A 25,480-nucleotide genomic window follows, 5' to 3' on the forward strand; every position below is an offset into this window, starting at 1 on the left:
GTCGCCGATGCCGCTCGGCACCCTCGATCGCACGCCGCCGCCCTTCTTCAAGCAGGGCGCGTCGGCGCTGACGCGCCTGATCTTCTTCTCGGCCTTCGCGCTGTTCCTGATGGCGGCCGACACCCGCTTCAAGCTGACGCAGCCGGTGCGCGCGGCGATCGCGACGGCGCTGGCGCCGGTCGAGCGCGCGGTCATGCTGCCGGTGCGCACCGGCATGACGCTGCGGGACTACCTGGCCGGCATCGGCGGCGCGCTGGCGCGGGCCGACGGCGCCGAGCGGCGGCTGGCCGAGCAGGCCGAGCGCGCGAACCGCGTCGAGCCGCTCGAGCGCGAGAACGCGCGCCTGCGCGGCCTGCTCGAACTGCAGCCGCGCTTTTCCGCGCGCACCCACGCGGCCGAGGTGCTGTACGAATCGAGCGACCTCTACACGCGCAAGCTCGTCATCGACCGCGGCAGCAGCCAGGGCATCGTCGCCGCCTCGCCGGTGATCGACGCGAGCGGGGTGCTCGGGCAGGTCACCCGCGTCTACCCGCTGTCGGCCGAGGTCAGCCTGCTGATCGACAAGGACGCGGCGATCCCGGTGCGCAACCTGCGCACCGACGCGCGCGCGGTCGCCTACGGCGACCCGTCGGCCGAAGGCGGCGGCATGGAGCTGCGCTTCATCGCCGCCAATGCCGACATCGAGCCCGGTGACCGGCTGCAGACCTCCGGCGTCGACGGGGTCTACCCGGCGGGGCTGGAGGTCGCGACGGTCGCGAGCGTCGATCGCCGCGGCGGCAGCCAGTTCGCGAAGGTGGTGCTCGCACCGGCGGCGCGCTTCGATGGCCTGCGGCATGTGCTGGTCGTCGAGCCGCTGGCGCTGCAGCTGCCGGCGCGGCCGGCGCCGGAGCCCGAGCTGCCGGCCGCGCCGGCCAAGGCGAGGCGCCCGTGAGCTGCGGCCCTTGCGGGCGCGTGGGCGGGCGGGCGGCATGAGCGCGCGCGGCGATCAGCTGCTGCTGCCGGTCAACCCGTGGTTCCTGTGGGGCTCGCTGGTCGTGGCGCTGCTTGTGAGCATGCTGCCGCTGGGGCGCCAGCCGGCGCTGCCCGACGTGCTGGCGGTCGTGCTGGCGTTCTGGGTCGTGCACGAGCCCCGGCGCGTCGGCATGGGCGCGGCCTTCCTGTTCGGCGTGGTGATGGACGTGCACCAGGGCGCGCTGCTCGGCCAGCACGCCCTCGCCTACACGCTGCTCGCCTTCGTCGCGACGATGCTGCACCGGCGGCTGCGGTGGTTCGACGCGCTCGGCCAGGCGGCGCAGGTGCTGCCGCTGTTCGTGCTGTCGCATGCGGTGATGCTGGTCGTGCGCCTGGTCGCCGGCGCGACGCTGCCTGGCTGGAGCCTGCTGCTCGCGCCGCTGTTCGAGGCCTTGCTGTGGCCTATTGCCAGCTGGCTGTTGCTGGCACCGCAACGCAGGCCACCGGACCGCGACGAAAATCGGCCCTTATGACGTTCCCCCCCGTTGCGGCTTCGCCGCGCCCCCCCGGGGGGGCGCCGCTGGCGGCCCGGCGGAGCCGGATCCGCGGCGGCTGCCCGGGGGGCCGTGCCAGCTTCCCCGCCGCGCCGCTGGAGCGAGCGCCCGAATGAACGCCTCCTACGGCGATTTCCGTGACAGCGAAAGCGAGCTGGGCCGTTTCCGCCTGCGGCTGCTGGTTGCCGGCGGCGTGGTGCTGCTGGGCTTCGCCTTGCTGATCGCACGCCTGGTGACGCTGCAGGTGCTGCGCCACGACGAGCTCGCCACCCGCGCCGAGAGCAACCGCATCGCGCTGCTGCCGGTCGCGCCGAACCGCGGCCTGATCCTCGACCGCAACGGCATCGTGCTGGCGAGCAACTACTCGGCGTACACGCTCGAGGTCGTGCGCGGCAAGGTCGCCGACCTCGACGCGACCTTCGACGCGCTGGGCGAGTTGGTCGAGATCACGCCGCGCGACCGCAAGCGCTTCAGGCGGCTGAGCGAGGACAACCGCAGCTTCGAGTCGCTGCCGATCCGCACGCGGCTGACCGACGAGGAGGTCGCCCGCTTCACCGCGCAACGCTTCCGCTTTCCCGGCGTCGAGATCAAGGCGCGGCTGTTCCGCCAGTACCCGCAAGGCGAGTTCGGCGCGCACGTGCTCGGCTACATCGCCCGCATCAACCCGGCCGAGAAAGAGGCGCTCGACGAGAGCGAGGACGCCGCCAACTACCGCGGCACCGAAGTGATCGGCAAGCTCGGCATCGAGCAGCGCTACGAGGCCGAGCTGCACGGGCAGACCGGCTACGAGGAAGTCGAGACCAGCGCGGGCGGCCGCGCGGTGCGCCGGCTGCGCTCGAACCCGCCGACGCCGGGCAACACGGTGCACCTGTCGATCGACTTCAAGCTGCAGGCGCTGGTCGAGCGCATGTTCGGCGATCGCCGCGGCGCGCTGGTGGCGATCGATCCGCGCAACGGCGAGGTGCTGGCCTTCGTCAGCAAGCCGAGCTTCGATCCGAACCTGTTCGTCGACGGCATCGACAGCGAAAGCTGGAAGGAGCTGAACGAGTCGCTCGACAAGCCGCTGCTGAACCGCGCGCTGCGTGGCACCTACCCGCCCGGCTCGACCTTCAAGCCCTTCATGGCGATGGCCGCGCTGCAATCGAACAAGCGCACCGCCGAGCAGGGGCTGCACGACCACGGCAGCTTCATGTTCGGCAACCACCGCTTCCGCAGCCACGGCGACCACGGCCTCGGCTGGGTGGACATGCACCGCTCGATCGTCAAGTCGAGCAACGTCTACTACTACCAGCTCGCGGCCGACATGGGCGTCGACCTGATGCACGAGCAGCTCGAGCCCTTCGGTTTCGGCCGCAAGACGGGCATCGACCTCAACGGCGAGGTGACCGGCGTGCTGCCCTCGACCGCCTGGAAGCGCCGCGCCTACAAGAAGCCGGAGCAGCAGAAGTGGTACGCCGGCGAGACGATCTCGCTGGGCATCGGCCAGGGCTACAACCACTTCACGATGCTGCAGCTCGCCTCGGCGATGGCGACGCTGGTCTCGGGCGGCCAGCGCTTCGAGCCGCGGCTGGTGCGCGAGATCGAGGACGTGGTCACGCGCGAGCGCCGGCCGGTGTCGGGCGAGGCGCTGAGTCCGCTGGCGCTGAAGCCGGCGCATGTCGAGACCATCCTCCGTGCGCTGCACGGCGTGACGCAGGAGGGCACCTCGACGCGCGTCTTCGCCGGCGCGCCCTACAAGAGCGGCGGCAAGACCGGCACCGCGCAGGCGGTCGGCATCCGCCAGGACCAGAAGTACGACAAGAACAAGCTCGAGGACTACCTGCGCGACCATTCGCTGTACACCGCGTTCGCGCCGGTCGAGGCGCCGCAGGTGGCGCTCGCGGTCGTGGTGGAGAACGCCGGCTTCGGCGCCGAGGCCGCCGCGCCGATCGCGCGGCGCGTGCTCGACTACGTGCTGACCGGCCGCGTGCCGAGCGACGAGGACATCGCGTTGGTGCAGAAGGGCCAGGCCAGCGCGCCGCCGCCGCTGCCGGCGGCCTCGGCCAGCGCGCCGCAGCCATGAGCGGCGCCGGCGGCCCGGGCGCCAACGCCGCCGCGGGGCAAGCGACCGCAGCTCACGGGAGGCGCCGTTGAACGCGGTGCTGCAACGCCCGCCGCTGTGGCGGCGCGCGCTCGGCGTCTTCAGCGGCTTCGACGCGCTGCTGGTGCTGGCGATCCTGCTGCTGTGCGCGATCGGCCTGGTCGCGATGTACTCGGCCGGCTACGACCACGGCACGCGCTTCGTCGATCACGCCCGCAACATGCTGATCGCCGCGCTGGTGCTGTTCACGGTGGCGCAGCTGCCGCCGCAGCAGCTGATGCGCATCGCGGTGCCGCTGTACGTGGTGGGCGTCGCGCTGCTGATCGCCACCGCGATCTTCGGCATCACGAAGAAGGGCGCGACGCGCTGGCTGAACCTGGGCGTCACGGTGATCCAGCCGAGCGAGATGCTCAAGATCGCGGTGCCGCTGATGCTGGCCTGGTGGTTCCAGCGCCGCGAGGGCCAGAGCGACGCGCGCCGCGGCGCCGACTTCGCGGTCGGCTTCGCGCTGCTGGCGGTGCCCGTGGCGCTGATCGTCAAGCAGCCCGATCTGGGCACTGCCATCCTGGTGCTGTCGGCCGGGCTCTACGTGATGTTCCTGGCCGGCCTGAGCTGGAAGCTGATCGTGCCGGCGGCGGCGGTCGCGGTCGTCGGCATCGGCTTGATCGTCGGCTTCGGCGAGACGATCTGCCAGCCCGACGTGAAGTGGGTGCTGCTGCGCGAATACCAGAAGCACCGCGTCTGCACCTTGCTCGACCCGACCGCGGACCCGCTCGGCAAGGGCTTCCACATCATCCAGGGAATGATCGCGATCGGCTCCGGCGGCCTGTCGGGCAAGGGCTTCATGAACGGCACGCAGACGCACCTGGAGTTCATCCCCGAGCGCACGACCGACTTCATCTTCGCGGCCTTCTCCGAGGAGTTCGGCCTGTTCGGCGTGCTGGTGCTGGTGGCCGCCTTCGTGTTCCTGATCGCGCGCGGCCTGGTGATCGCCGCGGAGGCGCCGATGCTGTTCTCGCGGCTGATCGCCGGCGCGATCACGCTCGGCTTCTTCACCTACGCGATGGTCAACATGGGCATGGTCGCCGGCATCCTGCCGGTGGTCGGCGTGCCCTTGCCCTTCGTGAGCTACGGCGGCACCGCGATGGTCACGCTGGGTCTCGGGCTCGGGATCCTGATGTCCGTGGCCAAGAGCCGCAGGCCGCCGGGCGCCTGACTACTTCGGCGCCGCGCGCGCCACGTCACTGCCGCCCCGCAGCGTGCGGCCGTGCTTCGCGAGGAACACCCGCTCCACGTCGAAGCTGCTCTTGACGCCGACGTCCGCGAGGTGCCGGTGCTGCCAGTCGCGTGCCGCGATGCGGCCCAGCGTGTGCAGCTGCTCGAGGAAGGCGCGGTCGGTGTTCATCTTGCTGTTGGCGCCCAGCGGCGTCAGGCCCGCGTCGTCCGCGATCATGTGCAGCCGCAGGTCCTTGTAGCGGCCGGCGTCGAGCTTGCCCTCGCGCACCAGGCGCGAGACGAAGGCGATCGCGCGCATCTCGGCGATCAGACTGGCGTTGAAGGTGATCTCGCTGATGCGGTCGAGGATGTCCTCGGCGCGCCGGGGCGTGCCTTCGCGCTTGAGCGGATTGATGCGCACCAGCAGGATGTCGAGCGCCTCGGTCTGGTAGATCAGCGGGTAGATCGCCGGGTTGCCGGTGTAGCCGCCGTCCCAGTACGGCTCGCCGTCGATCTCCACCGCCTGGAAGGTCATCGGCAGGCAGGCCGAGGCGAGCAGCACGTCGATCGACAGCTCGCGGCCGGTGAACACGCGCGCCTGGCCGGTGGTGACGCTGGTGGCGGCGATGAACAACGGCAACCCGCCCTTGCGCAGCGCCTCCTCGTCGATGTGGCGCCGGGCCACGTCGCGCAGCGGATTGAGGTTCAGGGGGTTGAACTCGTAGGGACTGAAGGCGCGGAAGAAGCTGGAGAACCACCTGTAGCTGGGCAGGTCGTCGATGCCGAAGCCGCCCGGGCTCGGGGCGCCGTTCGAGCCGCGGCTGAAGGGCGCGAAGATCTGGCCCTCGCGGCTCACGTCGTGCCAGAAGGCCGCGAGCGCATCGCGTGCGGCCGGCGCGCCGCCGTTCGCCAGGCCGGTCGCCAGCACCGCGGCGTTCAGCGCGCCGGCGCTGGTGCCGGAGACGGCGCCGATCTCCAGCGCGTCGTCCTCGAGCAGCCGGTCAAGCACGCCCCAGGTGAAGGCGCCGTGCGAGCCGCCGCCCTGCAGCGCGAGATCGACGCGGCCGGGCCGCTTCGGCGGGCGCGGCGCAGGCCGTGACGCCGGGGTGGTCGGGTGCGGCCCGTGCGGCGCGTGCGCCGGCTTGCGGCGCAGCATGTTCATCAGCCGCTGTCGCATCGTGGCCATCGTGGACTCCGGGTTTTCACCGAGTCTACGGGCCCTTCTCGTTCAACCGTCGGCCACCGCGCTCGTCGGCTCCTCGGCCGGCCAGGCCGGGAAATGCAGCGTGAAGCGCGCGCCCGGCCCATGGCCGTGCGGCGCATCGACCGGGCCGTCGCGCGCGTCGTCGAGCGTCAGGCTGGCGCGGTGGCGCCGGGCGATCTCGGCGACGATCGCCAAGCCGAGCCCCGAGCCGTCGACGCCGGTGCCAAGCGCGCGGTAGAACGGCTGGAACACCAGCTCGCGCTCGGGCGCCGGGATGCCGGGGCCGGAATCCTCGACCTGCAGCACGACGACCTGGCCGAAGGGGTCGCCGCGCACCCGCACCGTGACCGTGCCGCCGCGCGGCGAGTAGTGCAACGCGTTGTCGACCAGGTTGCGGATCAGCTCGCCGAGCAGCACCGCGTGGCCGGCGACGACGCAAGCCGCGGCCTCGGGCTCGCCGATCGCGGCGGGCCCGCCCGGCGGCTGCTCGAAGCCGAGGTCGATGCGGCCGTCGAGCGCGCGCGGCACGAAGTCCTGCACCGTCTCCATCGCGAGCGCCGCCAGATCGACGCGATCGAGCCGCAGCGCGGCGCCGCGGTCCTCGGCGCGCGCCATCGCGAGCAGCTGGTTGACGGTGTGCGCGGCGCGCTGGCTCGAGCGGGCGATCTGCTGCAGCGTGCGCTTCAGCGATTCGGGGCCGGCCTCGCCGAGGTCGATCTCGCGTTGGGCGATCTCGGCCTGCGTGCGCAAGCCGGACAGCGGCGTCTTCAGCTGGTGCGCCGCGTCGGCGAGGAAGCGGCGCTGGGTCGCGAACGAACGGTCGAGGCGGCCGAGCAGGTCGTTGATCGCGCGCACCAGCGGCGAGACCTCCTCGGGCGCATCGCGCTCGTCGATCGGGCTCAGGTCGTCGCTGTCGCGCTGGCGGATGCGCCGCTGCAGTTCGTCGAGCGGCGCGATGCCGCGCGCGAGCGCGAACCAGACCAGCAGCACCGCCACCGGCAGGATCACGAACTGCGGAAGGATCACGCCCTTGATGATCTCGGTGGCGAGCTGCGAGCGCTTGTCGAGCGTCTCGGCGACCTGCACCAGCACCGGCGCCGTGGCCGGCGGCACGGCGGGCGCGGCTGGCGACGCCCGCGCCGCGGGCGCCGACGCCGCCGGCACGGCCCACAGGTAGGCGACGCGCACAGGGCGGTCGCGCATCTCGTCGTCGCGAAAGCGCAGTTCGCCGGCAGGCGCGGCGGGCTCGTCGATCGGCGGCGTCGGCAGCGTCGCCTCGCCGCCGATCGGCTCGCCGCGGCTGCCGAGCACCTGGAACCAGATGTCGTCGGCATCGCCGGTGCGCAGCAGCCGGTCGGGCGCGGCCGGCGCCTCGAAGGCTGCGCGGCCCTCGGCCAGCACCACCTGCTGCGCCAGCGAGCGCGCGATGTCGCCCAGCGCACGGTCGTAAGGCCGGTTCGCGATGTTCTGCGCGACCAGCCAGGTCAGCGCGACGCTCATCGGCCACAGCAGCAGCAGCGGCGCGAGCATCCAGTCGAGGATCTCGCCGAACAGCGAGCGCTGGCCGCGCGACATGGGAACCGCCCGCCCGCCGGCTCCGTCGGTCGATGCCCCCGGGAGATGCGGGCCGGCCGGGTCGGGCGACAAGGGGGCGCCTGCATGGCCTTCGCCCGGCGCTCGGCCCGCGTCCATTCAGCTCGCGATCTTCTCGAGGCAGTAGCCGAGCCCGCGCACGGTGGCGATGCGCACCGGCCCCTGCTCGATCTTCTTGCGCAGCCGGTGGATGTAGACCTCGATCGCGTTGTTGCTGACCTCGTCGCCCCATTCGCACAGCCGTTCGACCAGCTGCTCCTTGCTCACCAGCCGGCCGGCGCGCTGCAGCAGCACTTCCAGCAGCGACAGCTCGCGCGACGACAGCTCCACCAGCTGGTCGTTCAGGTACGCCACGCGGCCGGTGGCGTCGAACGCGAGCGGGCCGTGGTGGATGACGTTCGAAGCGCTACCCAGCCCACGGCGCGTCAACGCGCGCACCCGCGCTTCCAGCTCGGCCAGCGCGAAGGGCTTGGCCATGTAGTCGTCGGCGCCGAGATCCAGTCCCTTGACGCGCTGCTCGACGCTGTCGGCCGCGGTGAGGATCAGCACCGGCGTCGCGTTGCCGCGCGCGCGCAGCTTGCGCAGCACCTCCAGGCCGTGCAGCTTGGGAAGGCCCAGGTCGAGGATCACCAGATCGAAGGCGTGGTCGGCGAGCGCCGCGTCGGCCTCGCTGCCGCTGGCCACCGCGTCGACCGCGTAGCCGCCGCGGCGCAGCGTGCGCAGCAGGCCGTCGGCGAGCACTTGGTCGTCTTCGGCGATCAGGATGCGCATCGGCTCGTTGCTTTCATGGTCGGCCAAAAACTACTGTACAAATCCCCAGCCTTGCTCGATGATCGCGGTCACTCACGGAGGCCATCATGGACACGAACGTCAAAGCGCTCAATACGGAAAAGGCCAAGGCTCTGCAAGCCGCGCTGGCCCAGATCGAGAAGCAGTTCGGCAAGGGCACCGTGATGCGCCTCGGCGAAGGCGAGGTGATCGAGGACATCCAGGTCGTCTCCACCGGCTCGCTCGGATTGGACATCGCGCTCGGCGTCGGCGGCCTGCCGCGCGGGCGGGTCGTCGAAATCTACGGTCCCGAGTCCAGCGGCAAGACAACGCTCACGCTGCAGGTCATCGCCGAGATGCAGAAGATCGGCGGCACCTGCGCCTTCATCGACGCCGAGCACGCGCTCGACATCCAGTACGCCCAGAAGCTCGGCGTCAACCTGCAGGAGCTGCTGATCTCGCAGCCCGACACCGGCGAGCAGGCGCTGGAGATCGTCGATGCGCTGGTGCGCTCGGGCTCGGTCGATCTGGTCGTGATCGACTCGGTCGCGGCGCTCACGCCCAAGGCCGAGCTCGAAGGCGAGATGGGCGACTCGCTGCCCGGCCTGCAGGCGCGGCTGATGAGCCAGGCCCTGCGCAAGCTCACCGCGACGATCAAGAAGACCAACTGCATGGTCGTCTTCATCAACCAGATCCGCATGAAGATCGGCGTGATGTTCGGCTCGCCCGAAACCACCACCGGCGGCAACGCGCTGAAGTTCTACGCCTCGGTGCGGCTGGACATCCGCCGCATCGGCAGCATCAAGAAGGGCGAGGAAGTCATCGGCAACGAGACCAAGGTCAAGGTCGTCAAGAACAAGGTCAGCCCGCCGTTCAAGGTCGCCGAGTTCGACATCCTGTTCGGCGAAGGCGTGTCGCGCGAAGGCGAGATCGTGGACATGGGCGTTGAGGCCAAGATCGTCGAGAAGTCCGGCGCCTGGTACGCCTACAACGGCGAAAAAATCGGCCAGGGCAAGGACAACGCCCGCGAGTTCCTGCGCGAGAACCCCGACATCGCCCACGAGATCGAGAACAAGGTGCGCGAGTCGCTGGGCGTCGCGCTGCTGCCGGCGATCGAGGTCGAAGTGCCGGCGGCGGCCAAGCAGGGCAAGAAGGCAGCCGGCGGGGCCCAGTGACAGCGAAGGAACGGCGCCGCGAGCACCTCAGCGCGAGCGGCGGCGCAAGTTCGGCGCGATGCAAGACCCGAAGTCAACTGAAGCACGCTTGAAGGCCAAGGCCCTGGCCTGCGTCGCGCAACGCGAGCACAGCCGTGTCGAGCTGCGCACGAAACTGTTCGCCTACCTCGACCGGCAGCGACGCGCTGCAGAGGCCGCCGGCGCCGAGACGCCCGCCGCAGCCGACGAGGCCGGCGGCGATCGCGAAGCGGGCGTCGAGGCGCTGCTGGACTGGCTTGTCGAGCGCGACCTGCTGAGCACCGAACGCTTCGTCGAAGGCCGCGTGCGGGCCCGCGCGGCGCGCTTCGGGTCGCGGCGGGTGCAGCAGGAGCTGGCCCGCCATGGCGTCGCGCTCGATGCACAAGCCGAACGCCAGTTGCGCCAGAGCGAGCCGGCACGCGCCCATGCGCTGTGGGCGCGGCGCTTCGGCACTGTCGCCGCCGAGCCGGCGCAGCGCGCCAAGCAAATGCGCTTTCTGCTTGCACGCGGCTTCGATGCCGAGCTGGCGCGGCGCGTCGTCGCGGGCACGGCGACCGTCGACGGCGAGGACCACGAGACGCTCTGAACGCCTTGCGTCGAGCTGCGCTTCGCACGCTTGGCGGCCGCAGGGTCAAGAACGAAGTTCAAGCGGCGTCTGACGCAACGACGCAGCGGCGTGCGATGGCGTGCGGCCCTACAGCCCGAGCATCAGCCGCAGGTTCTGCACCGCGGCACCGGAGGCGCCCTTGCCGAGGTTGTCGAGCCGAGCGACCAGCAGCGCATGCCCGCGCGCGACATTGCCGAAGACGCGCAGCTCGAGTCGGTTGCTGTCGTTCAGCGCCTCGGGCTCCAGCGTCGCCGTGCCTTCGGTCGACGGCACGCTGACGAACTCGCTGCCGGCGTAGTGGGCCGCCAACGCCGAGTGCAGGTCGGCCGGCGCCGGCCGACCGGGCAGCAGATCAAGATGCAGCGCGATCTGCACCAGCATCCCCTGGCGGAAGTTGCCCACGCTCGGCACGAAGATCGGCCGGCGCGCGAGCCGGCCATAGCGCTGCAGCTCGGGCAGGTGCTTGTGCTCGAGCGCAAGGCCGTACAGCTCGAACGCCGGCGCGCGCTTGTCGGGATCGACGGCTTCGTAGGCCTCGACCATCGAGCGCCCGCCGCCCGAATAGCCGCTGACCGCATGCACCGCGAGCGGGTAGTCGGCCGGCAGCAGGCCGGCATCCACCAGCGGCCGCACGAGCGCGATGCCGCCGGTCGGGTAGCAGCCCGGATTCGCGACACGACGGGACCCGGCGATCGCCGCGTCCTGCCCTGGCGTCAGCTCGGCGAAGCCGTAGACCCAGCCGTCGGCGACGCGGTGCGCGGTGCTCGCGTCGACGATCCTCGGCCCGCCGCCCGGCAGGGCATCCGCCAGCGCGACGGTCTCGCGCGCCGCGTCGTCGTGCAGGCACAGGACCGCGAGGTCGGCCTGCGCCAGCAGCTCCCGTTTCGCGCCCGGATCCTTGCGCCGCGCGGGGTCGATGCTGATCAGCTCGATGCCGGCCAAGCCGGCCAGCCGATCGCGGATGCCGAGGCCGGTGGTGCCCGCCTCGCCGTCGATGAAGATGCGCGCGCGTGCCATGCCGGGTCGTCCTCCGCAGTCGTTGCGGCGCAGCATGCCATAGCGGCGCATCGGCACGATCGAGCAGAATCCGCCCCCGGGCCGAAGCCGCCCCGCCGCGCCTGGCGCCTCGCCGGGCATCGCTTCCCGCCATCGAGAACCACCATGAAGATCCACGAATACCAGGGCAAGGAAATCCTGCGCCAGCACGCCGTGCCGGTGCCACGCGGCTATCCCGCGTTCACCGTGCAGGAGGCCGTCGAGGCGGCACAGAAGCTCGGCGGCCCTGTGTGGGTGGTCAAGGCGCAGATCCACGCGGGCGGCCGCGGCAAGGGCGGTGGCGTGAAGATCGCGAAGAGCCTCGACGAAGTGAAGACGCTCGCCGGGCAGATCCTCGGCATGCAGTTGAAGACGCACCAGACGGGCCCTGAAGGCCAGAAGGTGCGCCGCCTGCTGATCGAGGAAGGCGCGGACATCAAGAAGGAGTACTACGTCGCCGCCGTCACCGACCGTGCGACGCAGAAGGTCGCGATCATGGCCTCCAGCGAAGGCGGCATGGACATCGAAGAGGTCGCGCATGCCACGCCGGAGAAGATCATCAAGGTCTTCGTCGATCCGGCCGCGGGCCTGACCGACGCGCAAGGTCAGCAGCTCGCCGACGGCATCGGCGTGCCGGCCGCGAGCCGGGCCCAGGCGATCGACGTGTTCAAGAAGCTCTACGGCTGCTACATGGCGACCGACTCGAGCCTCGCCGAGATCAACCCGCTGATCCTCGAGGGCGGCGGCGGCATCCGGGCGCTGGACGCGAAGTTCAACTTCGACAGCAACGCCCTCTTCCGCCATCCCGAGATCACCGCCTACCGCGATCTGGACGAGGAGGATCCAGCCGAGATCGAAGCGAGCAAGTTCGACCTCGCCTACATCCAGCTCGACGGCAATATCGGCTGCCTCGTCAACGGCGCCGGCCTTGCGATGGCGACGATGGACACGATCAAGCTGTTCGGCGGCGAGCCGGCGAACTTCCTCGACGTGGGCGGCGGCGCGACCGCCGAGAAGGTCACCGAGGCCTTCAAGATCATGTTGAAGAACCCCAAGGTGAAGGCGATCCTCGTCAACATCTTCGGCGGGATCATGCGCTGCGACACCATCGCCGAAGGCGTGATCGCCGCGTGCAAGGCGGTCAACCTGCAGGTGCCGCTGGTCGTGCGGATGAAGGGCACGAACGAGGACCTCGGCAAGAAGATGCTGGCCGATTCAGGCCTGCCGATCATCAGCGCCGACTCGATGGCCGAGGCCGCGCAGAAGGTCATGGCCGCACTGAAGTGACCCACCCCCGTTGCGGCTTCGCCGCTCCCGTTCGAGCAAGCGACGCCGGCGGCCCGGCCGAGTCGGATCCGCGGCATGCGCTGGCGAACGACCCGAGCGACATTTCGAGGACACGAGCATGAGCATCCTGATCGACAAGAACACCCGCGTCATCACGCAAGGCATCACCGGCAAGACTGGCCAGTTCCACACCCGCGGCTGCCGCGACTACGCGAACGGCAAGGCCTGCTTCGTCGCCGGCGTGAACCCGAAGAAGGCCGGCGAGGACTTCGAGGGCATCCCGATCCACGCAAGCGTCAAGGAGGCCAAGGCCCAGACCGGCGCAACCGTCAGCGTGATCTACGTGCCACCGGCCGGCGCGGCGGCCGCCATCTGGGAAGCGGTCGAGGCCGAGCTCGATCTCGCGATCTGCATCACCGAAGGCATCCCGGTGAAGGACATGCTGGAGGTGCGCAACAAGATGAAGGCCAAGGAGGCGGCCGGCGGCAAGAAGACCTTGCTGCTCGGGCCCAACTGCCCGGGGCTCATCACGCCCGAGGAGATCAAGATCGGGATCATGCCGGGGCACATCCATCGCAAGGGGCGCATCGGCGTGGTCTCGCGCTCGGGCACGCTGACCTACGAAGCGGTCGCGCAACTCACCGACCTGGGCCTGGGTCAATCGAGCGCGGTGGGCATCGGCGGCGACCCGATCAACGGCCTCAAGCACATCGACGTGATGCGCATGTTCAACGACGATCCCGACACCGACGCGGTGATCATGATCGGCGAGATCGGCGGCCCGGACGAAGCCGAGGCCGCACGCTGGTGCAAGGCCAACATGAAGAAGCCGATCGTCGGCTTCATCGCCGGCGTCACCGCGCCGCCCGGCAAGCGCATGGGCCATGCTGGCGCGCTGATCTCCGGCGGCGCCGACACCGCCGACGCCAAGCTCGCGATCATGGAAGAGTGCGGTTTCACCGTCACGCGCAACCCGTCCGAGATGGGCAAGCTGCTCAAGAGCCTGCTCTGACGTTTCCGCACCTGCCAACGAGACCAGAGGATCCGCATGGAAGCGTTCATGACCCCCGAGTTCTGGGTCGCGGTCGGACAGATCATCCTGATCGACATCGTGCTGGGCGGCGACAACGCCGTCGTCATCGCACTGGCCTGCCGGGGCCTTCCGCCAGCGCAGCGCACACAAGGAATCATCTGGGGCACCGCTGGTGCGATCGTGCTGCGGGTGATCCTGATCTTCTTCGCGCTGACGCTGCTGGCGATTCCCTACCTGAAGATCGTCGGCGCGCTGCTGCTGGTGTGGATCGGCGTCAAGCTGCTCGCGCCCGACCATCAGGACGAGCACAGCAACATCGCGAGCAGTGACAAGCTCTGGGCCGCGGTGAAGACGGTGATCGTGGCCGACCTCGTGATGAGCATCGACAACGTGATCGCGATCGCGGGTGCGGCGGAAAGCGCGGGCGGCGACCACAAGATGCCGCTGGTGATCTTCGGCCTGCTGGTGAGCATTCCGATCATCGTCTGGGGCAGCCAGCTGGTGCTCAAGCTGATGGACCGCTACCCCATCATCATCGTGGTCGGCGGCATGCTGCTCGGCTGGATCGCGGGAACGATGGCGGTCACCGACCCGGCGGTCGTGCCGCTGCTCGCGGGCGTGCAGGAAGAAGTGGGCTGGCTCAAGTACGCGGCCGGAGCGCTCGGCGCGGTGCTGGTCTACGTGATCGGCAAGGCGGTGGTGCGGCGCAAGGCGCCGCCACTGCCGCCGGGCGTCTGAAAACCGAGAGTTACTGCCGCCGCGCGCCGGCCGGCAGCCGAAGGTCGCGTGCTACCTTCGGCGGATGCTCGATGCCGCTTCGCCGACGACCCTGTGGATCGTGCTGGTCGTCGGCGTCGCGGTGGTCGCCGGCCTGGTGCTGATGCGCCGCGCCGGCGCGGCCGGACCGCATGAACGGCGCGGCGGCAAGCTGCTAAAGACCGATTTCGCGAGCACCCAGCAGAACGCCGCGGTCGACACGGTGCTCGACCCGCGCGTGGCCGAGCCGCAGCGGCGCATCGGCCACTACGTGATCGAGCGCGACATCGGCCGCGGCGCGATGGGCATGGTGCTGCTGTGCCGCGACGAGCGCACCGGCGAGGCGGTCGCGGTCAAGACGATGGCGCTCGGCCGCGAGTTCCACGGCGACGCGCTCGAGGAAGCACGCGAGCGCTTCTTCCGCGAAGCCGAGATGGCCGGCCGGCTGCGGCACCCCGACATCGTCGCGATCCGCGAGGCCGGTGAAGACGGCGGTACCGCCTACATCGCGATGGAGCTGCTTTCCGGGCGCGACCTCAGCGAGTTCGCGCAGCCGACCCGGCTGCTGCCGACGCCGGTGGTGCTGGGCATCGTCGCGCGCGTCGCGCTGGCGCTGGCGCATGCGCACCGGCAGGGCGTGACGCACCGCGACATCAAGCCGGCGAACATCATGGTCGAGCTGATCAGCGGCATGGTGAAGGTCACCGACTTCGGCATCGCGCGAATCATCGACTCGACGCAGACCCGCACCGGCCTCGTGCTCGGCACGCCGAGCTTCATGTCGCCCGAGCAGATGGCCGGCGAGCGCGTCGACGGTCGCAGCGACCTGTACGCGCTCGGCGTCACGCTGTTCCAGCTGCTGACCGGCCAGCTACCCCACAAGGCCGAGTCGATGGCCGAGCTGCTGCACTCGATCGCCAACGACGCCGCGCCGGACATCCGCACGCTGCGGCCCGAGCTGCCCGAAGCGCTCGCCAACGTCGTCGCGATCGCGCTGGAGAAGCACCCGGACCGCCGCTATGCCGACGGCGACAGCTTTGCCAGCGACCTGCAGGCCGTCGTCGCGCAGATGAAGGCGCCTGCCGCTTCGGCAGGCGGAGCCGGGCAGAATCCGGCGCCCCAGTCGCAGCGTGCCTAGCGCCGCGCACAGCAGCCCCACATCCTCAGCTTCGATGTCTACCGCGCCCGGCCTGCACTTCGAGTTCGCGAGCGCGACCGACACCGGCCGTGCCCGGTCGAACAACGAGGATTCGGTGATCGTCGACGCCAACGCCGCGCTGGCGGTGCTGGCCGACGGCATGGGCGGCTACAACGCCGGCGAGGTGGCCAGCGGCATGGTGACGAGCTTCATCAAGGCCGAGCTCGGCCGCTGGCTCGCCGAAGCCAGCGCGCAGGCGACCGACAGCGACGTGCGCCGCGCGATGGACATCTGCGTGGACAACGCCAACCGGGCGATCTTCAACGCGGCCAACTCGAACCCGCAGTACGCGGGCATGGGCACGACGCTGGTGGTCGCGGTGCTGCGCGACACGCGCCTGCTGCTCGGTCACATCGGCGACTCGCGCTGCTACCGCTGGCGCGCCGGCGAGCTGGTGCAGATCACACGCGATCACTCGCTGCTGCAGGAGCAAATCGACGCCGGGCTCATCACGCCCGAGCAGGCGGCGGTGTCGAACCACAAGAACCTGGTGACGCGCGCGGTGGGCGTCGAGGACACCGTGTTGCTCGAAACGCACCTGCACGAAGTGCAGCCCGGCGACTGGCTGCTGATGTGTTCGGACGGTCTGTCCGACATGGTCGACGACCCACGCATCGCCTCGGTGCTTGCAAGCAGCGAATCGCTGCAAGATGCCGCACAGGCGCTGGTCCAGACGGCCAACGAGGCGGGCGGCCGCGACAACATTTCCGTTATTCTCGCCAGCGCCGAGGGCCCTGCGCCGCCCTCGCGCGCCTGGTGGCCATTCAGGCGCTGAAGCCGCGGTCTGCAGGCAAAGGCAGAGCGGCTGCGCAGGCGGCGAACAAGAACAGGGCGGGAGCGCCGCGCCAAGCATCCAAGATCAGAACGCACGGGGTCAGGCATGGGCAAGCTGGTGGTTTCGCTCGACGGTGTCGTCATCAAGGAAGTGCAGCTGACCAAGGACAAGACCACCTTGGGCCGCCGCCCCTACAACGACATCGTGATCGACAACCTCGCCGTCAGCGGCGAGCATGCGGTGCTGCAGATGGTCGGCCAAGACGTCTTCATCGAAGACCTCAACAGCACCAACGGCACCTACATCAACGGCAAGGCCGTCAAGAAGCAGCTGCTGCAGAACAACGACACCGTCGAGATCGGCAAGTACAAGATCAAGTACCACTCGGTCGAAAGCTCGGATTACGAGAAGACGATGGTGATCAAGCCCTCGCCGGTGGCCAACACGCAGCCGGGCGCGGTCAATTCGGGCTTCGGTGCGTTCTCGGCCGGCCCAAGCGTGGCGGCCATCAAGGTGCTCAACGGCGCCGCGGTCGGCCGCGAGGTGCCGCTCACGAAGGTCGTCACCACCGTCGGCAAGCCCGGCGTGCAGGTCGCCTCGATCACCAAGCGCCCCGGCGGCTATGTCTTCGCGCACGTTGAAGGCGCGAGCCGGCCGATGGTCAACGGCGGCTCGGTCGGTGCCGAGCCGGTGCATCTGAAGAACGGCGACGTGATCGAGCTCGCCGGCACGCAGATGCAGTTCGTCCAGAGTTAGCCCACCCCCCGTTGCGCCTTCGGCGCTCCCCCTCAAGAGGGCGCCGCTGGCGGACCGGCGGAGCCGGATCCGCGGCGGCCCTGGAAGGGGATGTGTCCCGCGTGTCACCTTTCGCGGCATCGCCGCCGCTGACGGCCACCGTCACATTGCGGCCATCGCCGGTGTGAGGCATCGCACGATCCGTCGGTTGCTCGGGTTTGTGCTGCTCGGCACCATCGCCAGGTGACAGCCTTCACTCCCAGCGCGCGGGCGCCGCGATGAGCGCGGTGCGCATCCAAGTCCTCGGCTGCTCCGGCTCGATCGCCGCCGGCAGCCGCACCACCGCGTTCCTGCTCGACGAGCGCGTGCTGATCGACGCCGGCACCGGCGTCGGCGACCTTTCGCTCGAAGCGATGCTGCGCGTCGACGACATCCTGCTGTCCCACTCGCACCTCGACCATGTGCTCGCGATCCCGCTGCTCGCCGACAGCGTGATGAAGCTGCGCTTCGCGCAAGGCCCGCGCGGTCCAATCCGCATCCACGCGCTGCCCGAGACGCTCGACGCGCTGCGCCAGCACGTCTTCAACAACGCGATCTGGCCCGACTTCACGAAGATCCCCAGTCCGGCGCGACCGATCCTGAGCCTGCACCCGATCGAGGTCGGCCAGACCCTCGCCTTTGGCGTGGGCGACGACCGCCGTGAAGTGGAAGTCCTGCCCGCGCAACACACCGTGCCGGCCTGCGGCTTCGGCATCGCCACCGACACCGGCTGGTGGGTCTACAGCGGCGACACCGGCCCGAACGCGGCGCTGTGGCCGCTGCTGCGTGGCCGGCGCATCGCGCACCTGATCATCGAGACGGCCTTCGGCGACGACGAGCGCTGGCTCGCGGACCTCTCCGGCCACCTCGCGCCGAGCAGTCTGGCGGCCGAACTGGCCCAGCTCGATGGCAGCGTGCCGGTGCACATCACGCATCCCAAGCCGGGCGAGGTGGCGGCGGTGGTGGCGCAGATCCGGGCGATCGACACGGCGCATCGGGTCGAGCCGTTGGTGAAGGGGATGGTGTTCGAGCTGTAGTCGGCCGACGGCCTCCCAAGGCAGCGACGAAAAGCGTCAACTCGATGCCACGGTCGGCTCCCTGGACAAAAACCGTCGCTCGAATCGCCTTCACGCCCGCGAAAAGAGGGCGTTTCGCACACGAAAAGACCTGCGGCACGCTGGCATGGACGCTGCTAAGTACAGAGCACGAGAGTTCCTCGTTTGCGTCATCAACCCACCGCTCCAGGAGAGCCCGACATGCGTAGCTTGAAGAAGACAGCCCAGAAGGGCTTCACCCTGATCGAACTGATGATCGTCGTGGCGATCATCGGCATCCTGGCGGCGGTGGCGTTGCCGGCGTATCAGGACTACCTGATTCGTGCACGCGTCTCCGAAGGTCTTGCCATGGCAGCTTCTGCAAAGGCAGCGATCGCCGAAAACGCAGCGAATGCCGAACCCTTCAATAGTGGCTGGACTGCACCGTCAGCCACCAACAACGTAACTAGCATTGCGATTGCCCAAGCCACGGGAGTGATCACGATTACTTACACCGCGAGAGTCGGTGCAGCTGGTGCGAACGTTGTTACGCTTGTCCCGGAATCTCCTGCTGGAACGGCTTTGGTTGGTACGGCAACCGCCAGTACGCCTCCGACTGGCGGTGCAATCACTTGGACGTGCAACACCGCTACGACGACGGTTCCCGACAGGCTTCTTCCTGCGAATTGCCGCTAAGCAGCAGCAGTTATGAGGAGAGAGCGCTTCGGCGCTCTCTTTCTTTTGGTGCTTTCTTATCAGTTCAAATCTGCGGCTTGACGGTGCTCAAGACCTAATTGACTTTGCGCAGCACCCGTGCCGCATGAGTGACCGCCGCGTTATTGCGTGGGCCGCGCCCCTTGCCATCTTTATCCCTCTGGTGGCCGTTTCCTCGACTGTCGTCGATGCCGTGCTGCTTAACCAAGCGTCTGCCGTCGTGCTGTGCGGCGCGGTGTCTTGCGCGGTGATGCTCCTCTCGCTTCGGTCATCGCAGCCATCACGAAGCCCAAAGCAGCACTTCCACCTCCTCTGGAGTTGCGGCGCCGCACTGGCCATCGGCGGCGCTTGCGTTGCAACGAGCCGCCGGCGGGCGGATGCTTGGCCCGTCGAACTCGGCGTGCTTGCAGCCTCGGCCGCGGTATTGACCGTCGCCTGCGCGATGGCGTCCCGCGAGCGCTGCCCGATTGATGCCGCGCACCCATCGGCGCATGCGGGGTTGTGGTTCGCGTGGGGCTGGTGGGTGGCCGGCGTGCTGTGCGCGGTCATCGCCGCGGTGCAGTACTTCGCGCCGGCTTGGAGTGCCGTCTTCCTCGACGCCGGGTTGCTGGCATACAGCACTGCGCCAGGCCGAGCCGTCGGCAATATGCGCCAGCCCAACCACCTCGCGACCGCTCTGGTCTGCGCGATGGTCTGGACCGCGTGGCTTCGGCACATTCGGCGCCTTTCCGCCGCAGCCTGCGGGGCATCGATCGTCGCGACCGTCTTCGCCGTGAGCCTCAGCGCCTCCCGCACCGGCGCTCTTTCGCTCGGCATGCTGCTGCTGTGGGCGTTAGTCGACCGCCGCCTGCCGCGCAGCGCCCGCTGGCTGCTCGCGCTGACGCCGCTGATCTACCTCGCCTGCTGGCTCGGCCTCGCTGAATGGGCCGCTTGGGCGCAGACCCAGTACTACGGCGCTGACCGCCTCCAGTCCGGGAGCGACCCGAGCAGCTCGCGCTTCGCGATCTGGAAAAACGCGATCACGCTTCTCGCGCAACACCCCTGGACCGGCGTCGGCTGGGGCCACTTCAACTTCGCCTGGACCTTCACGCCTTTTCCCGACCGCCCGACTGCGTTCTTTGACCACACGCACAACCTGCCGCTGCAACTGGCCGTCGAGATCGGTCTGCCCGCGACGGTGTTGGTGCTCGGCTTGTTCGCTTGGTCGATGTGGCAGGCGCGCGGTGCATGGAGCGGTGACCGGGCCGACCCGAACCGCGAGCAGTCGCCCGCGCGCGCCGCCTTGGTAATGCTCGTCGTGCTCGGCGTGCACAGCCTGCTCGAGTACCCGCTGTGGTACGCCTACTTCCTGTTGCCGGCCGCGTGGGCGCTCGGGCTCTTCATCGGCTCGGCGCCGGTGCCTGCCGGTGCGAAGCCGATGAGCGCGACGGCGCAGCGCTGGACCGCGCGCCTGCTCGCCCTTGCCGGCGTCGCGATGATTGCCGGCGCGCTCTACGCGCTGTGGGACCACCGCCGCATCGAGCGCATCTTCGAAGCAAACGCCGGCGACGCGCCGCTGGCCGAGCGCATCGCCGACGGCCGGCGCAGCAAGCTTTTCGGTCATCACGCCGATTACGCCGCGGTGACCAACGAGCCGAAAGACATGAACCTCGCGAGCTTTCGCAGGCCGCTGCTGCAACTCGTCGATACGCGCCTGCTGATCGCCTACATCGAAGCGCTGAAGGCCACTGGCGAGGACAGGAAGGCGCTCTACGCCGCGCAGCGCCTTCGCGAGTTCCAGCGCGCCGATGCGCAGGCCTACTTCAGGGATTGCGACTCGCCGACGCCGCCGTTCCAGTGCGAGCGCGCGCCGGTCACCGGGCTGACGTGGCGGGACATGATCCCGCCGGCTGCTACGAACGACTCAGGGCGCTGAGGTCCAGTCGCCCGACTTCCCGCCGCGCTTCTCCAGCAGCCGCACGCCCTCGATCACCATGCCGCGATCGACGGCCTTGCACATGTCGTAGATCGTCAGCAGTCCCACCTGCACGGCCGTCAGCGCTTCCATCTCGACGCCGGTCGGTCCCAGCGTCTCGGCGGTCACGCGGCAGGCAATGCGCACGCCGGCCGCATCCACCTCGAAGGCCGCCGAGACGCGCGTCAGCGGCAGCGGATGGCACAGCGGGATCAGCTCGGCGGTTCTCTTTGCCGCCTGAATCGCCGCGATACGCGCGATGCCGATCACGTCGCCCTTCTTCGCATCGCCGCGCTCGATCAGCGCGAGCGTCGCCGGCTGCATGCGGATCCAGCCTTCGGCGACCGCGACGCGATGCGTCGCGGCCTTGGCCGAGACGTCGACCATGTGCGCCTGACCCTGCGCGTCGAAATGCGTGAGCGCCGCAGCGCTGGCCGGCGGGGTGGTGAAGTCGTCGTCAACCATCGGCGCAACATCGGGAAACAGGGCACGGGCATCATAGTTCGCAGCTCTTCGGGCTTCGTGATCGAGCCGTCGCGCCGGGCTCGACGGCGCCATGGTGAACTCCCGCGCGCCCCGTCGATCAGCCCGGACTGCCGCCATGGAACAGACCCTGCCGCCCCAGCCTCCCGCGCCGCCTGCATTTGCGCGATTCGATCTGCGCTCGCAAGCGCGCGCCGCCGGCCTTCATCTTGGCTTGAGCTTGCTGGTCGCCGCTCTTGCTGCGATGCTGGTCTTCTTGCTCTGGTACCCGATGCCGTTTCGCGAGATCTCGGGCGGGCGCGAGCTGTTCTTCATCGTGGTGGCGGTCGACGTGATCGTCGGTCCGCTGATCACCTTCGCGGTCTTCAACCGTCGCAAGCCGCGCAGCGAGCTGCGGCGCGACGTGGCGATCGTCGCGTTGCTGCAGCTCGCGGCACTCGGCTACGGGCTCCACACGGTCTACATCGCACGGCCGGTCGCGGTGGTGCTCGAGGTCGATCGGCTGCGCGTCGTCACGCAGGCCGATCTGGAAGGGCAGGATCTGGGCCAGGCGCTGCCCGAGTGGCAGTCGATGCCGTGGCACGGCGTGCGCGTCGCCGCCGCCCGGCGCGCGCGTGGCGACGAGACGGTCGACGTCGTCCAGCAGGCGCTCGCCGGCCGCGACATCGGCCAGCGCCCCGACTTCTGGCGCCCTTCGGCCGAGGCCCCGGCCGCGATCGAGCAGGCGGCGAAGCCCCTGGCGGAACTGCAGAAGCGCCATCCCGAATCCGCAGCGCGGATCGACGAAGCCGTGCGCGCCAGCGGCGTGCCGGCCGATCGGCTCAAGTTCCTGCCGCTGCTCGCCCGCGCGACCGACTGGTCCGCGCTCATCGAAGCCACAACCGGCCGCATCGTCGGCCACGTCCACGTCGATGGCTTCTAGCCGCACGCTTCGCCGCCTCGCCCTTGCCTCGGGCCTCGTACTCGCCGCGCAGGCGACGGGGCCGGCCTGGGCGCAAGCCGCGCGCCCGGAGAACCGCAACAACCTGCCCGCGCTCGGCGACACCGCCAGCGAAGACGTCTCGGTCGCCAACGAGCGCCGCATCGGCGACCGGATCATGCGCGACATCCGCCGCGATCCGGACTACCTCGACGACCCGATCCTGCTCGAGTACATGCAGACGATGTGGGCCGAGCTGCTGCGCTCGGCGCGCGCCAGCGGCCAGATCCCGCCCGAGCTCGACGAGCGCTTCGCGTGGGAGCTGTTCCTCGTGCGCGACCGCACCGTCAACGCCTTCGCACTGCCCGGCGGCTACACCGGCATCCACCTCGGGCTGATCGCGATGACCGCGTCGCCCGACGAGCTGGCGTCGGTGGTCGCGCACGAGCTGTCGCACATCACGCAGCGGCACATCGCACGCAGCGTGGGTGCGAGCAAGACGACCTCGCTGGTCGGCATCGCCGGGCTGATCCTCGGCGTGCTGGCCGCGAGCCGCAGCCCGGATGCGGCGCAGGCCTTGATCGTCGGCGGCCAGGCAGCCGCGGTGCAGGGCCAGCTGAACTATTCGCGCGACGCGGAGCGCGAGGCCGATCGCGTCGGCTTCAGCGTGCTGACGGGCGCCGGCTATGCGCCCGCCGGCATGCCGGCGATGTTCGAGAAGCTGCTGCAGGCCTCGCGCCTGAACGACAGCCAGAACTACCCCTACCTGCGCAGCCACCCGCTGACCACAGAGCGCATCGGCGACGCCCGCTCGCGCCTGGGCGTCGGCCTGTTCACCGCGCCGCCGCGGCCGGTGGTCCATGCGCTGATGCAGGCGCGCGCCCGCGTGCTGATGGACCCGCGCGACGCCGCGCTGCAGCGCGCGCAGGACTACGACGCACAGGCCGCGCTCGCCGCCGGCGCGAGCACGACCGACCGCCTCGCCGCGCTCTACGCGAGCGCGCTGGCCTCGGTGCTGCGACGCGACGGTGCGCGCGCCGAGAAGGCGCTGGCCAGCGCCCGCGCGCTCGAGCTTGCCGACGCGTCCGCCGCGCGCGAGCTCGATGCGCTGGCGCTGCAGGCGGCGCTGGCGCGCGGCGACGGCGCACGCAGCGAAGCGCTGCTCGCAAAACTGGCCGCGCAGCCGGCCGAGCCGGTGGCCGCCGGCACGCCTGCGCGCGGCGCCGAGGCGCCGCCGGCGTCGGTGGTCGCGCGGCCGCTGCTGCTCGCGCGTGCGCAGCGCGCTCTGCTGCCCGACGGTGCCGCACAGCAGCGCGCAACCGCCGAACGGCTCCAGACCTGGGTCGCCGAACACCCGATGGACGCGACCGCCTGGGGCCTGCTCGCCTCGCTGTGGGAGGCCCAGTCGCAGCCGCTGCGCGCGGCCCGTGCGGCCGCCGAGCAGCGCTATGCGCGCGGCGACGTCAGCGGTGCGGTCGAGCGGCTGCGCGCGGCGCAGCGCGGCACCCGGGCGGCCAGCGGGCCGGACTTCATCGAAGCCTCGGTGATCGAGGCGCGGCTGAAGGACCTGGAGACGCAGCGCCGCATCTTCGCGAGGGAAGAACGCGGCGAGCCCTGATGCCGCGCGGCGCACCGCGCCGAGCCCGGCGGGTCGTCAGTCCTTGCGCTCGAACACCGCTTCGAGCGCCGCGTCGATCACCAGCCCGCAGACGCTGTAGATCAGCGAGCCGATCAGCGCGGCGCCGAAGCCGCGCACCGCGAAGCCCTCGAGCACGTGCGCGGCGCCGTAGAACATCGCCGCGTTGATCACGAACAGGAACAGCCCCAGCGTGATCAGCGTGACCGGCAGCGTCAGCAGCACCAGCACCGGCCGCAGGATCGCGTTGAACAGGCCCAGCACCAGGGCCGCCCACATCGCCGCGGTGAAGCTCTTCACCTCGACGCCCGGGTAGAGGTGCGCCACCAGCAGCAGCGCCGCGGCCAGCAGCAGCCAGCGAACGAGGGTCTTGAACATGGGCCGGGACGATAGCGGTTCGGCGCGGCGCGCGACCGCAGGCCGTGGGCCGCGCGCCACAAGCCGCGGGCGATCAGACGACCGACAGCCGCACTTCGATGTTGCCGCGCGTGGCGTTCGAGTAGGGGCACACGCCATGCGCCGCCTGCACCAGCGCCTCGGCGTCGGCCTTCGCCATGCCGGGGATGCTGACCGCGAGATCGACCTCGATGCCGAAGCCCTGCGGGATCTGGCCGATGCCGACCTTGCCGGTGATGCTGGTGTCGGCCGGCAGGCTGATCTTCTTCTGGCCGGCGACGAACTTCATTGCGCCGAGGAAGCAGGCCGAGTAGCCGGCCGCGAACAGCTGTTCGGGGTTGGTGCCGACCGCGCCGTTGCCGCCGAGCTCCTTCGGCGTCGTGAGCTTCACGTCGAGCACGCCGTCGGAGGACTTCGCACTGCCTTCGCGGCCGCCGGTCGCGGTGGCCTGTGCGCGGTAGAGCACCTTGTCGATCGTGTTCATGGTCGGGGTCCTTTCGAAGCTTGGGGTGAACCCGCAGCGGCGGCCGCGGGGGCAGGAGGCGTCGGGCGCGAAGGGCGCGCGAACGCCTTCCGCGCTGCGCAGTGTGCCCAGCCGCGCCCGGCGGCACGCCCGGCACGCCGATTGACCGCGCCACCGGGTCGCCGAATCACGCGGGTGCTGGACAAAACGCTCACGATTTGATCGCACACAAGAGGATTGGGTACTTTTGATCTGCCCGGACCCTGTCGCGCGAACGCCGACGAATGCGCGTTTTCCATGGAGAAACAGCTTCTCAATGAGGCAGGTGCGCAGTAGCATGCGCGTCGCAGGGTTTATCGAGAGAACGAAGGTCCACGCGGCCTTTGCCCGCAGCCCGGCACATCAACAACTCTTGATGGAGAAATTCAACATGGCAACTGCGAAGAAGGCGCCGGCCAAGAAGGCCGCTGCGAAGAAGGTCCCGGCGGCCAAGAAGGCGCCGGCGAAGAAGGCCCCGGCGGCGAAGAAGGCCGCCCCGGCCAAGGCCGCGAAGAAGGCCGTGCCCGCCAAGAAGGCGGCGGCCAAGAAGGCGCCGGCGAAGAAGCGCACGCCGAACGCGGCGTTCATGAAGGCGCTGACCCCGAGCGCCGCGCTGGCCGCGATCGTCGGCGACAAGCCGCTGCCGCGCACCGACGTGACCAAGAAGGTCTGGGAGTACATCAAGAAGAACAAGCTGCAGGACGCGGTGCAGAAGCGCGTCATCGTCGCGGACGCCAAGCTGAAGGAAATCTTCGGCAAGGCCAAGGCCGACATGTTCGAGATGACCAAGCTGGTCAACGCCCACCTGAAGTGAGGCGG

At 69.9% G+C, this 25,480-nt stretch carries 25 protein-coding genes; 18 read left to right on the top strand and 7 right to left on the bottom strand.

Going from position 1 to position 25,480, the window contains the following annotated elements:
- Positions 1-7: 7 nt before the first annotated feature.
- The 4 genes from mreC (at position 8) to rodA (ending at position 4,801) form a co-directional block, all read left to right on the top strand.
- A complete protein-coding gene (gene mreC / locus VFR90_RS07055; protein ID WP_326405400.1) occupies positions 8-931 on the top strand; it encodes a rod shape-determining protein MreC in 924 nt (307 codons plus the stop codon).
- A 37-nt stretch (positions 932-968) separates the two neighbouring features.
- Positions 969-1,484, top strand: a complete 516-nt coding sequence (gene mreD / locus VFR90_RS07060; RefSeq protein WP_326405401.1) for a rod shape-determining protein MreD — start codon at positions 969-971, stop codon at positions 1,482-1,484.
- A gap of 133 nt (positions 1,485-1,617) precedes the next feature.
- Positions 1,618-3,567, top strand: a complete 1,950-nt coding sequence (gene mrdA / locus VFR90_RS07065; RefSeq protein WP_326405402.1) for a penicillin-binding protein 2 — start codon at positions 1,618-1,620, stop codon at positions 3,565-3,567.
- 67 nt (positions 3,568-3,634) lie between these two features.
- Positions 3,635-4,801 (top strand): rod shape-determining protein RodA, encoded by a 1,167-nt coding sequence (gene rodA / locus VFR90_RS07070; RefSeq protein ID WP_326405403.1) that lies wholly within the window; start codon positions 3,635-3,637, stop codon positions 4,799-4,801.
- Here rodA and VFR90_RS07075 read toward each other — a convergent pair whose 3' ends face one another.
- From VFR90_RS07075 to VFR90_RS07085, 3 genes are all read right to left on the bottom strand, one after another.
- Positions 4,802-5,986, bottom strand: coding sequence for a patatin-like phospholipase family protein (locus tag VFR90_RS07075; protein ID WP_326405404.1), 1,185 nt, complete (start codon positions 5,984-5,986; stop codon positions 4,802-4,804). It lies immediately after the preceding gene.
- Positions 5,987-6,028: 42 nt separating this feature from the next.
- Complete coding sequence (locus tag VFR90_RS07080; protein ID WP_326405405.1) at positions 6,029-7,579, bottom strand: sensor histidine kinase; 1,551 nt, start codon at positions 7,577-7,579, stop codon at positions 6,029-6,031.
- Positions 7,580-7,696: 117 nt separating this feature from the next.
- Positions 7,697-8,368 carry a response regulator gene (locus tag VFR90_RS07085; protein WP_326405406.1) on the bottom strand — a complete coding sequence of 224 codons (672 nt, stop codon included), beginning with the start codon at positions 8,366-8,368 and terminating at the stop codon, positions 7,697-7,699.
- A gap of 86 nt (positions 8,369-8,454) precedes the next feature.
- Between VFR90_RS07085 and recA the strand changes: the two genes are divergently transcribed.
- Both recA and VFR90_RS07095 read left to right on the top strand, forming a co-directional pair.
- Positions 8,455-9,540 carry a recombinase RecA gene (gene recA / locus VFR90_RS07090; protein WP_326405407.1) on the top strand — a complete coding sequence of 362 codons (1,086 nt, stop codon included), beginning with the start codon at positions 8,455-8,457 and terminating at the stop codon, positions 9,538-9,540.
- Between the two features lie 88 nt (positions 9,541-9,628).
- Positions 9,629-10,144: a regulatory protein RecX gene (locus tag VFR90_RS07095; protein ID WP_326405408.1), complete on the top strand. Its 516-nt coding sequence runs from the start codon at positions 9,629-9,631 to the stop codon at positions 10,142-10,144.
- A 108-nt stretch (positions 10,145-10,252) separates the two neighbouring features.
- Here the strand turns inward: VFR90_RS07095 and argC are convergent, their stop codons facing one another.
- Positions 10,253-11,182, bottom strand: a complete 930-nt coding sequence (argC, locus tag VFR90_RS07100) for an N-acetyl-gamma-glutamyl-phosphate reductase (protein WP_326405409.1) — start codon at positions 11,180-11,182, stop codon at positions 10,253-10,255.
- 144 nt (positions 11,183-11,326) lie between these two features.
- On the opposite strand from argC, the gene sucC reads away from it, so the two are divergent.
- The 9 genes from sucC to VFR90_RS07145 all read left to right on the top strand — a co-directional run bounded on the left by sucC (position 11,327) and on the right by VFR90_RS07145 (position 20,686).
- Positions 11,327-12,487 carry an ADP-forming succinate--CoA ligase subunit beta gene (gene sucC, locus VFR90_RS07105; protein WP_326405410.1) on the top strand — a complete coding sequence of 387 codons (1,161 nt, stop codon included), beginning with the start codon at positions 11,327-11,329 and terminating at the stop codon, positions 12,485-12,487.
- Between the two features lie 118 nt (positions 12,488-12,605).
- Positions 12,606-13,499 (top strand): succinate--CoA ligase subunit alpha, encoded by an 894-nt coding sequence (gene sucD / locus VFR90_RS07110; RefSeq protein ID WP_326405411.1) that lies wholly within the window; start codon positions 12,606-12,608, stop codon positions 13,497-13,499.
- 36 nt (positions 13,500-13,535) lie between these two features.
- Positions 13,536-14,258 carry a TerC family protein gene (locus VFR90_RS07115; RefSeq protein WP_326405412.1) on the top strand — a complete coding sequence of 241 codons (723 nt, stop codon included), beginning with the start codon at positions 13,536-13,538 and terminating at the stop codon, positions 14,256-14,258.
- A gap of 64 nt (positions 14,259-14,322) precedes the next feature.
- A complete protein-coding gene (locus VFR90_RS07120) occupies positions 14,323-15,414 on the top strand; it encodes a serine/threonine-protein kinase (protein ID WP_326405413.1) in 1,092 nt (363 codons plus the stop codon).
- Between the two features lie 34 nt (positions 15,415-15,448).
- Complete coding sequence (locus VFR90_RS07125; protein WP_326405414.1) at positions 15,449-16,249, top strand: Stp1/IreP family PP2C-type Ser/Thr phosphatase; 801 nt, start codon at positions 15,449-15,451, stop codon at positions 16,247-16,249.
- A gap of 105 nt (positions 16,250-16,354) precedes the next feature.
- The gene (locus VFR90_RS07130) at positions 16,355-17,005 is read left to right on the top strand and encodes an FHA domain-containing protein (RefSeq protein WP_326405415.1); all 651 of its coding nucleotides are present in this window, start codon (positions 16,355-16,357) and stop codon (positions 17,003-17,005) included.
- A gap of 266 nt (positions 17,006-17,271) precedes the next feature.
- Positions 17,272-18,060: an MBL fold metallo-hydrolase gene (locus tag VFR90_RS07135; protein WP_414676505.1), complete on the top strand. Its 789-nt coding sequence runs from the start codon at positions 17,272-17,274 to the stop codon at positions 18,058-18,060.
- Positions 18,061-18,279: 219 nt separating this feature from the next.
- Positions 18,280-18,753 (top strand): pilin, encoded by a 474-nt coding sequence (locus tag VFR90_RS07140; protein ID WP_326405417.1) that lies wholly within the window; start codon positions 18,280-18,282, stop codon positions 18,751-18,753.
- A gap of 418 nt (positions 18,754-19,171) precedes the next feature.
- Positions 19,172-20,686: a PglL family O-oligosaccharyltransferase gene (locus VFR90_RS07145; protein WP_326405418.1), complete on the top strand. Its 1,515-nt coding sequence runs from the start codon at positions 19,172-19,174 to the stop codon at positions 20,684-20,686.
- Here VFR90_RS07145 and moaC read toward each other — a convergent pair.
- Positions 20,675-21,190 (bottom strand): cyclic pyranopterin monophosphate synthase MoaC, encoded by a 516-nt coding sequence (moaC, locus tag VFR90_RS07150; protein WP_326405419.1) that lies wholly within the window; start codon positions 21,188-21,190, stop codon positions 20,675-20,677. The two genes, VFR90_RS07145 and moaC, sit on opposite strands and share 12 nt — an antisense overlap.
- A gap of 136 nt (positions 21,191-21,326) precedes the next feature.
- On the opposite strand from moaC, the gene tfpZ reads away from it, so the two are divergent.
- A complete protein-coding gene (tfpZ, locus tag VFR90_RS07155; RefSeq protein ID WP_524538611.1) occupies positions 21,327-22,130 on the top strand; it encodes a TfpX/TfpZ family type IV pilin accessory protein in 804 nt (267 codons plus the stop codon).
- On the top strand, positions 22,120-23,745 hold the full coding sequence (locus VFR90_RS07160) for a M48 family metalloprotease (RefSeq protein ID WP_326405421.1): 1,626 nt from the start codon (positions 22,120-22,122) through the stop codon (positions 23,743-23,745). Before tfpZ ends, VFR90_RS07160 begins: the two co-directional genes overlap by 11 nt.
- Positions 23,746-23,781: 36 nt before the next feature.
- Here the strand turns inward: VFR90_RS07160 and VFR90_RS07165 are convergent, their stop codons facing one another.
- The gene (locus tag VFR90_RS07165) at positions 23,782-24,141 is read right to left on the bottom strand and encodes a phage holin family protein (RefSeq protein WP_326405422.1); all 360 of its coding nucleotides are present in this window, start codon (positions 24,139-24,141) and stop codon (positions 23,782-23,784) included.
- Positions 24,142-24,214: 73 nt separating this feature from the next.
- Complete coding sequence (locus tag VFR90_RS07170) at positions 24,215-24,643, bottom strand: organic hydroperoxide resistance protein (RefSeq protein ID WP_326405423.1); 429 nt, start codon at positions 24,641-24,643, stop codon at positions 24,215-24,217.
- Positions 24,644-25,052: 409 nt separating this feature from the next.
- On the opposite strand from VFR90_RS07170, the gene VFR90_RS07175 reads away from it, so the two are divergent.
- Positions 25,053-25,475, top strand: a complete 423-nt coding sequence (locus tag VFR90_RS07175) for an SWIB/MDM2 domain-containing protein (RefSeq protein ID WP_326405424.1) — start codon at positions 25,053-25,055, stop codon at positions 25,473-25,475.
- The last annotated feature ends 5 nt before the right edge of the window (positions 25,476-25,480 follow it).

Origin of the sequence: Methylibium sp., from assembly GCF_035762065.1 — a bacterium.
Classification (GTDB): Bacteria; Pseudomonadota; Gammaproteobacteria; order Burkholderiales; family Burkholderiaceae_C; genus Methylibium.

What these genes read in the sequence shown, in the direction of transcription:
- VFR90_RS07075 (WP_326405404.1), bottom strand. Translation starts at nt 5,986, where the DNA reads ATGGCCACGATGCGACAGCGGCTGATGAACATGCTGCGCCGCAAGCCG.
- VFR90_RS07170 (WP_326405423.1), bottom strand. Translation starts at nt 24,643, where the DNA reads ATGAACACGATCGACAAGGTGCTCTACCGCGCACAGGCCACCGCGACC.
- VFR90_RS07115 (WP_326405412.1), top strand. Translation starts at nt 13,536, where the DNA reads ATGGAAGCGTTCATGACCCCCGAGTTCTGGGTCGCGGTCGGACAGATC.
- sucD (WP_326405411.1), top strand. Translation starts at nt 12,606, where the DNA reads ATGAGCATCCTGATCGACAAGAACACCCGCGTCATCACGCAAGGCATC.
- VFR90_RS07130 (WP_326405415.1), top strand. Translation starts at nt 16,355, where the DNA reads ATGGGCAAGCTGGTGGTTTCGCTCGACGGTGTCGTCATCAAGGAAGTG.
- VFR90_RS07140 (WP_326405417.1), top strand. Translation starts at nt 18,280, where the DNA reads ATGCGTAGCTTGAAGAAGACAGCCCAGAAGGGCTTCACCCTGATCGAA.
- sucC (WP_326405410.1), top strand. Translation starts at nt 11,327, where the DNA reads ATGAAGATCCACGAATACCAGGGCAAGGAAATCCTGCGCCAGCACGCC.
- VFR90_RS07165 (WP_326405422.1), bottom strand. Translation starts at nt 24,141, where the DNA reads ATGTTCAAGACCCTCGTTCGCTGGCTGCTGCTGGCCGCGGCGCTGCTG.
- recA (WP_326405407.1), top strand. Translation starts at nt 8,455, where the DNA reads ATGGACACGAACGTCAAAGCGCTCAATACGGAAAAGGCCAAGGCTCTG.
- VFR90_RS07080 (WP_326405405.1), bottom strand. Translation starts at nt 7,579, where the DNA reads ATGTCGCGCGGCCAGCGCTCGCTGTTCGGCGAGATCCTCGACTGGATG.
- VFR90_RS07085 (WP_326405406.1), bottom strand. Translation starts at nt 8,368, where the DNA reads ATGCGCATCCTGATCGCCGAAGACGACCAAGTGCTCGCCGACGGCCTG.
- moaC (WP_326405419.1), bottom strand. Translation starts at nt 21,190, where the DNA reads ATGGTTGACGACGACTTCACCACCCCGCCGGCCAGCGCTGCGGCGCTC.
- VFR90_RS07175 (WP_326405424.1), top strand. Translation starts at nt 25,053, where the DNA reads ATGGCAACTGCGAAGAAGGCGCCGGCCAAGAAGGCCGCTGCGAAGAAG.
- mreD (WP_326405401.1), top strand. Translation starts at nt 969, where the DNA reads ATGAGCGCGCGCGGCGATCAGCTGCTGCTGCCGGTCAACCCGTGGTTC.
- VFR90_RS07120 (WP_326405413.1), top strand. Translation starts at nt 14,323, where the DNA reads ATGCTCGATGCCGCTTCGCCGACGACCCTGTGGATCGTGCTGGTCGTC.
- mrdA (WP_326405402.1), top strand. Translation starts at nt 1,618, where the DNA reads ATGAACGCCTCCTACGGCGATTTCCGTGACAGCGAAAGCGAGCTGGGC.
- argC (WP_326405409.1), bottom strand. Translation starts at nt 11,182, where the DNA reads ATGGCACGCGCGCGCATCTTCATCGACGGCGAGGCGGGCACCACCGGC.
- VFR90_RS07160 (WP_326405421.1), top strand. Translation starts at nt 22,120, where the DNA reads ATGGCTTCTAGCCGCACGCTTCGCCGCCTCGCCCTTGCCTCGGGCCTC.
- mreC (WP_326405400.1), top strand. Translation starts at nt 8, where the DNA reads ATGCCGCTCGGCACCCTCGATCGCACGCCGCCGCCCTTCTTCAAGCAG.
- tfpZ (WP_524538611.1), top strand. Translation starts at nt 21,327, where the DNA reads ATGGAACAGACCCTGCCGCCCCAGCCTCCCGCGCCGCCTGCATTTGCG.
- VFR90_RS07125 (WP_326405414.1), top strand. Translation starts at nt 15,449, where the DNA reads ATGTCTACCGCGCCCGGCCTGCACTTCGAGTTCGCGAGCGCGACCGAC.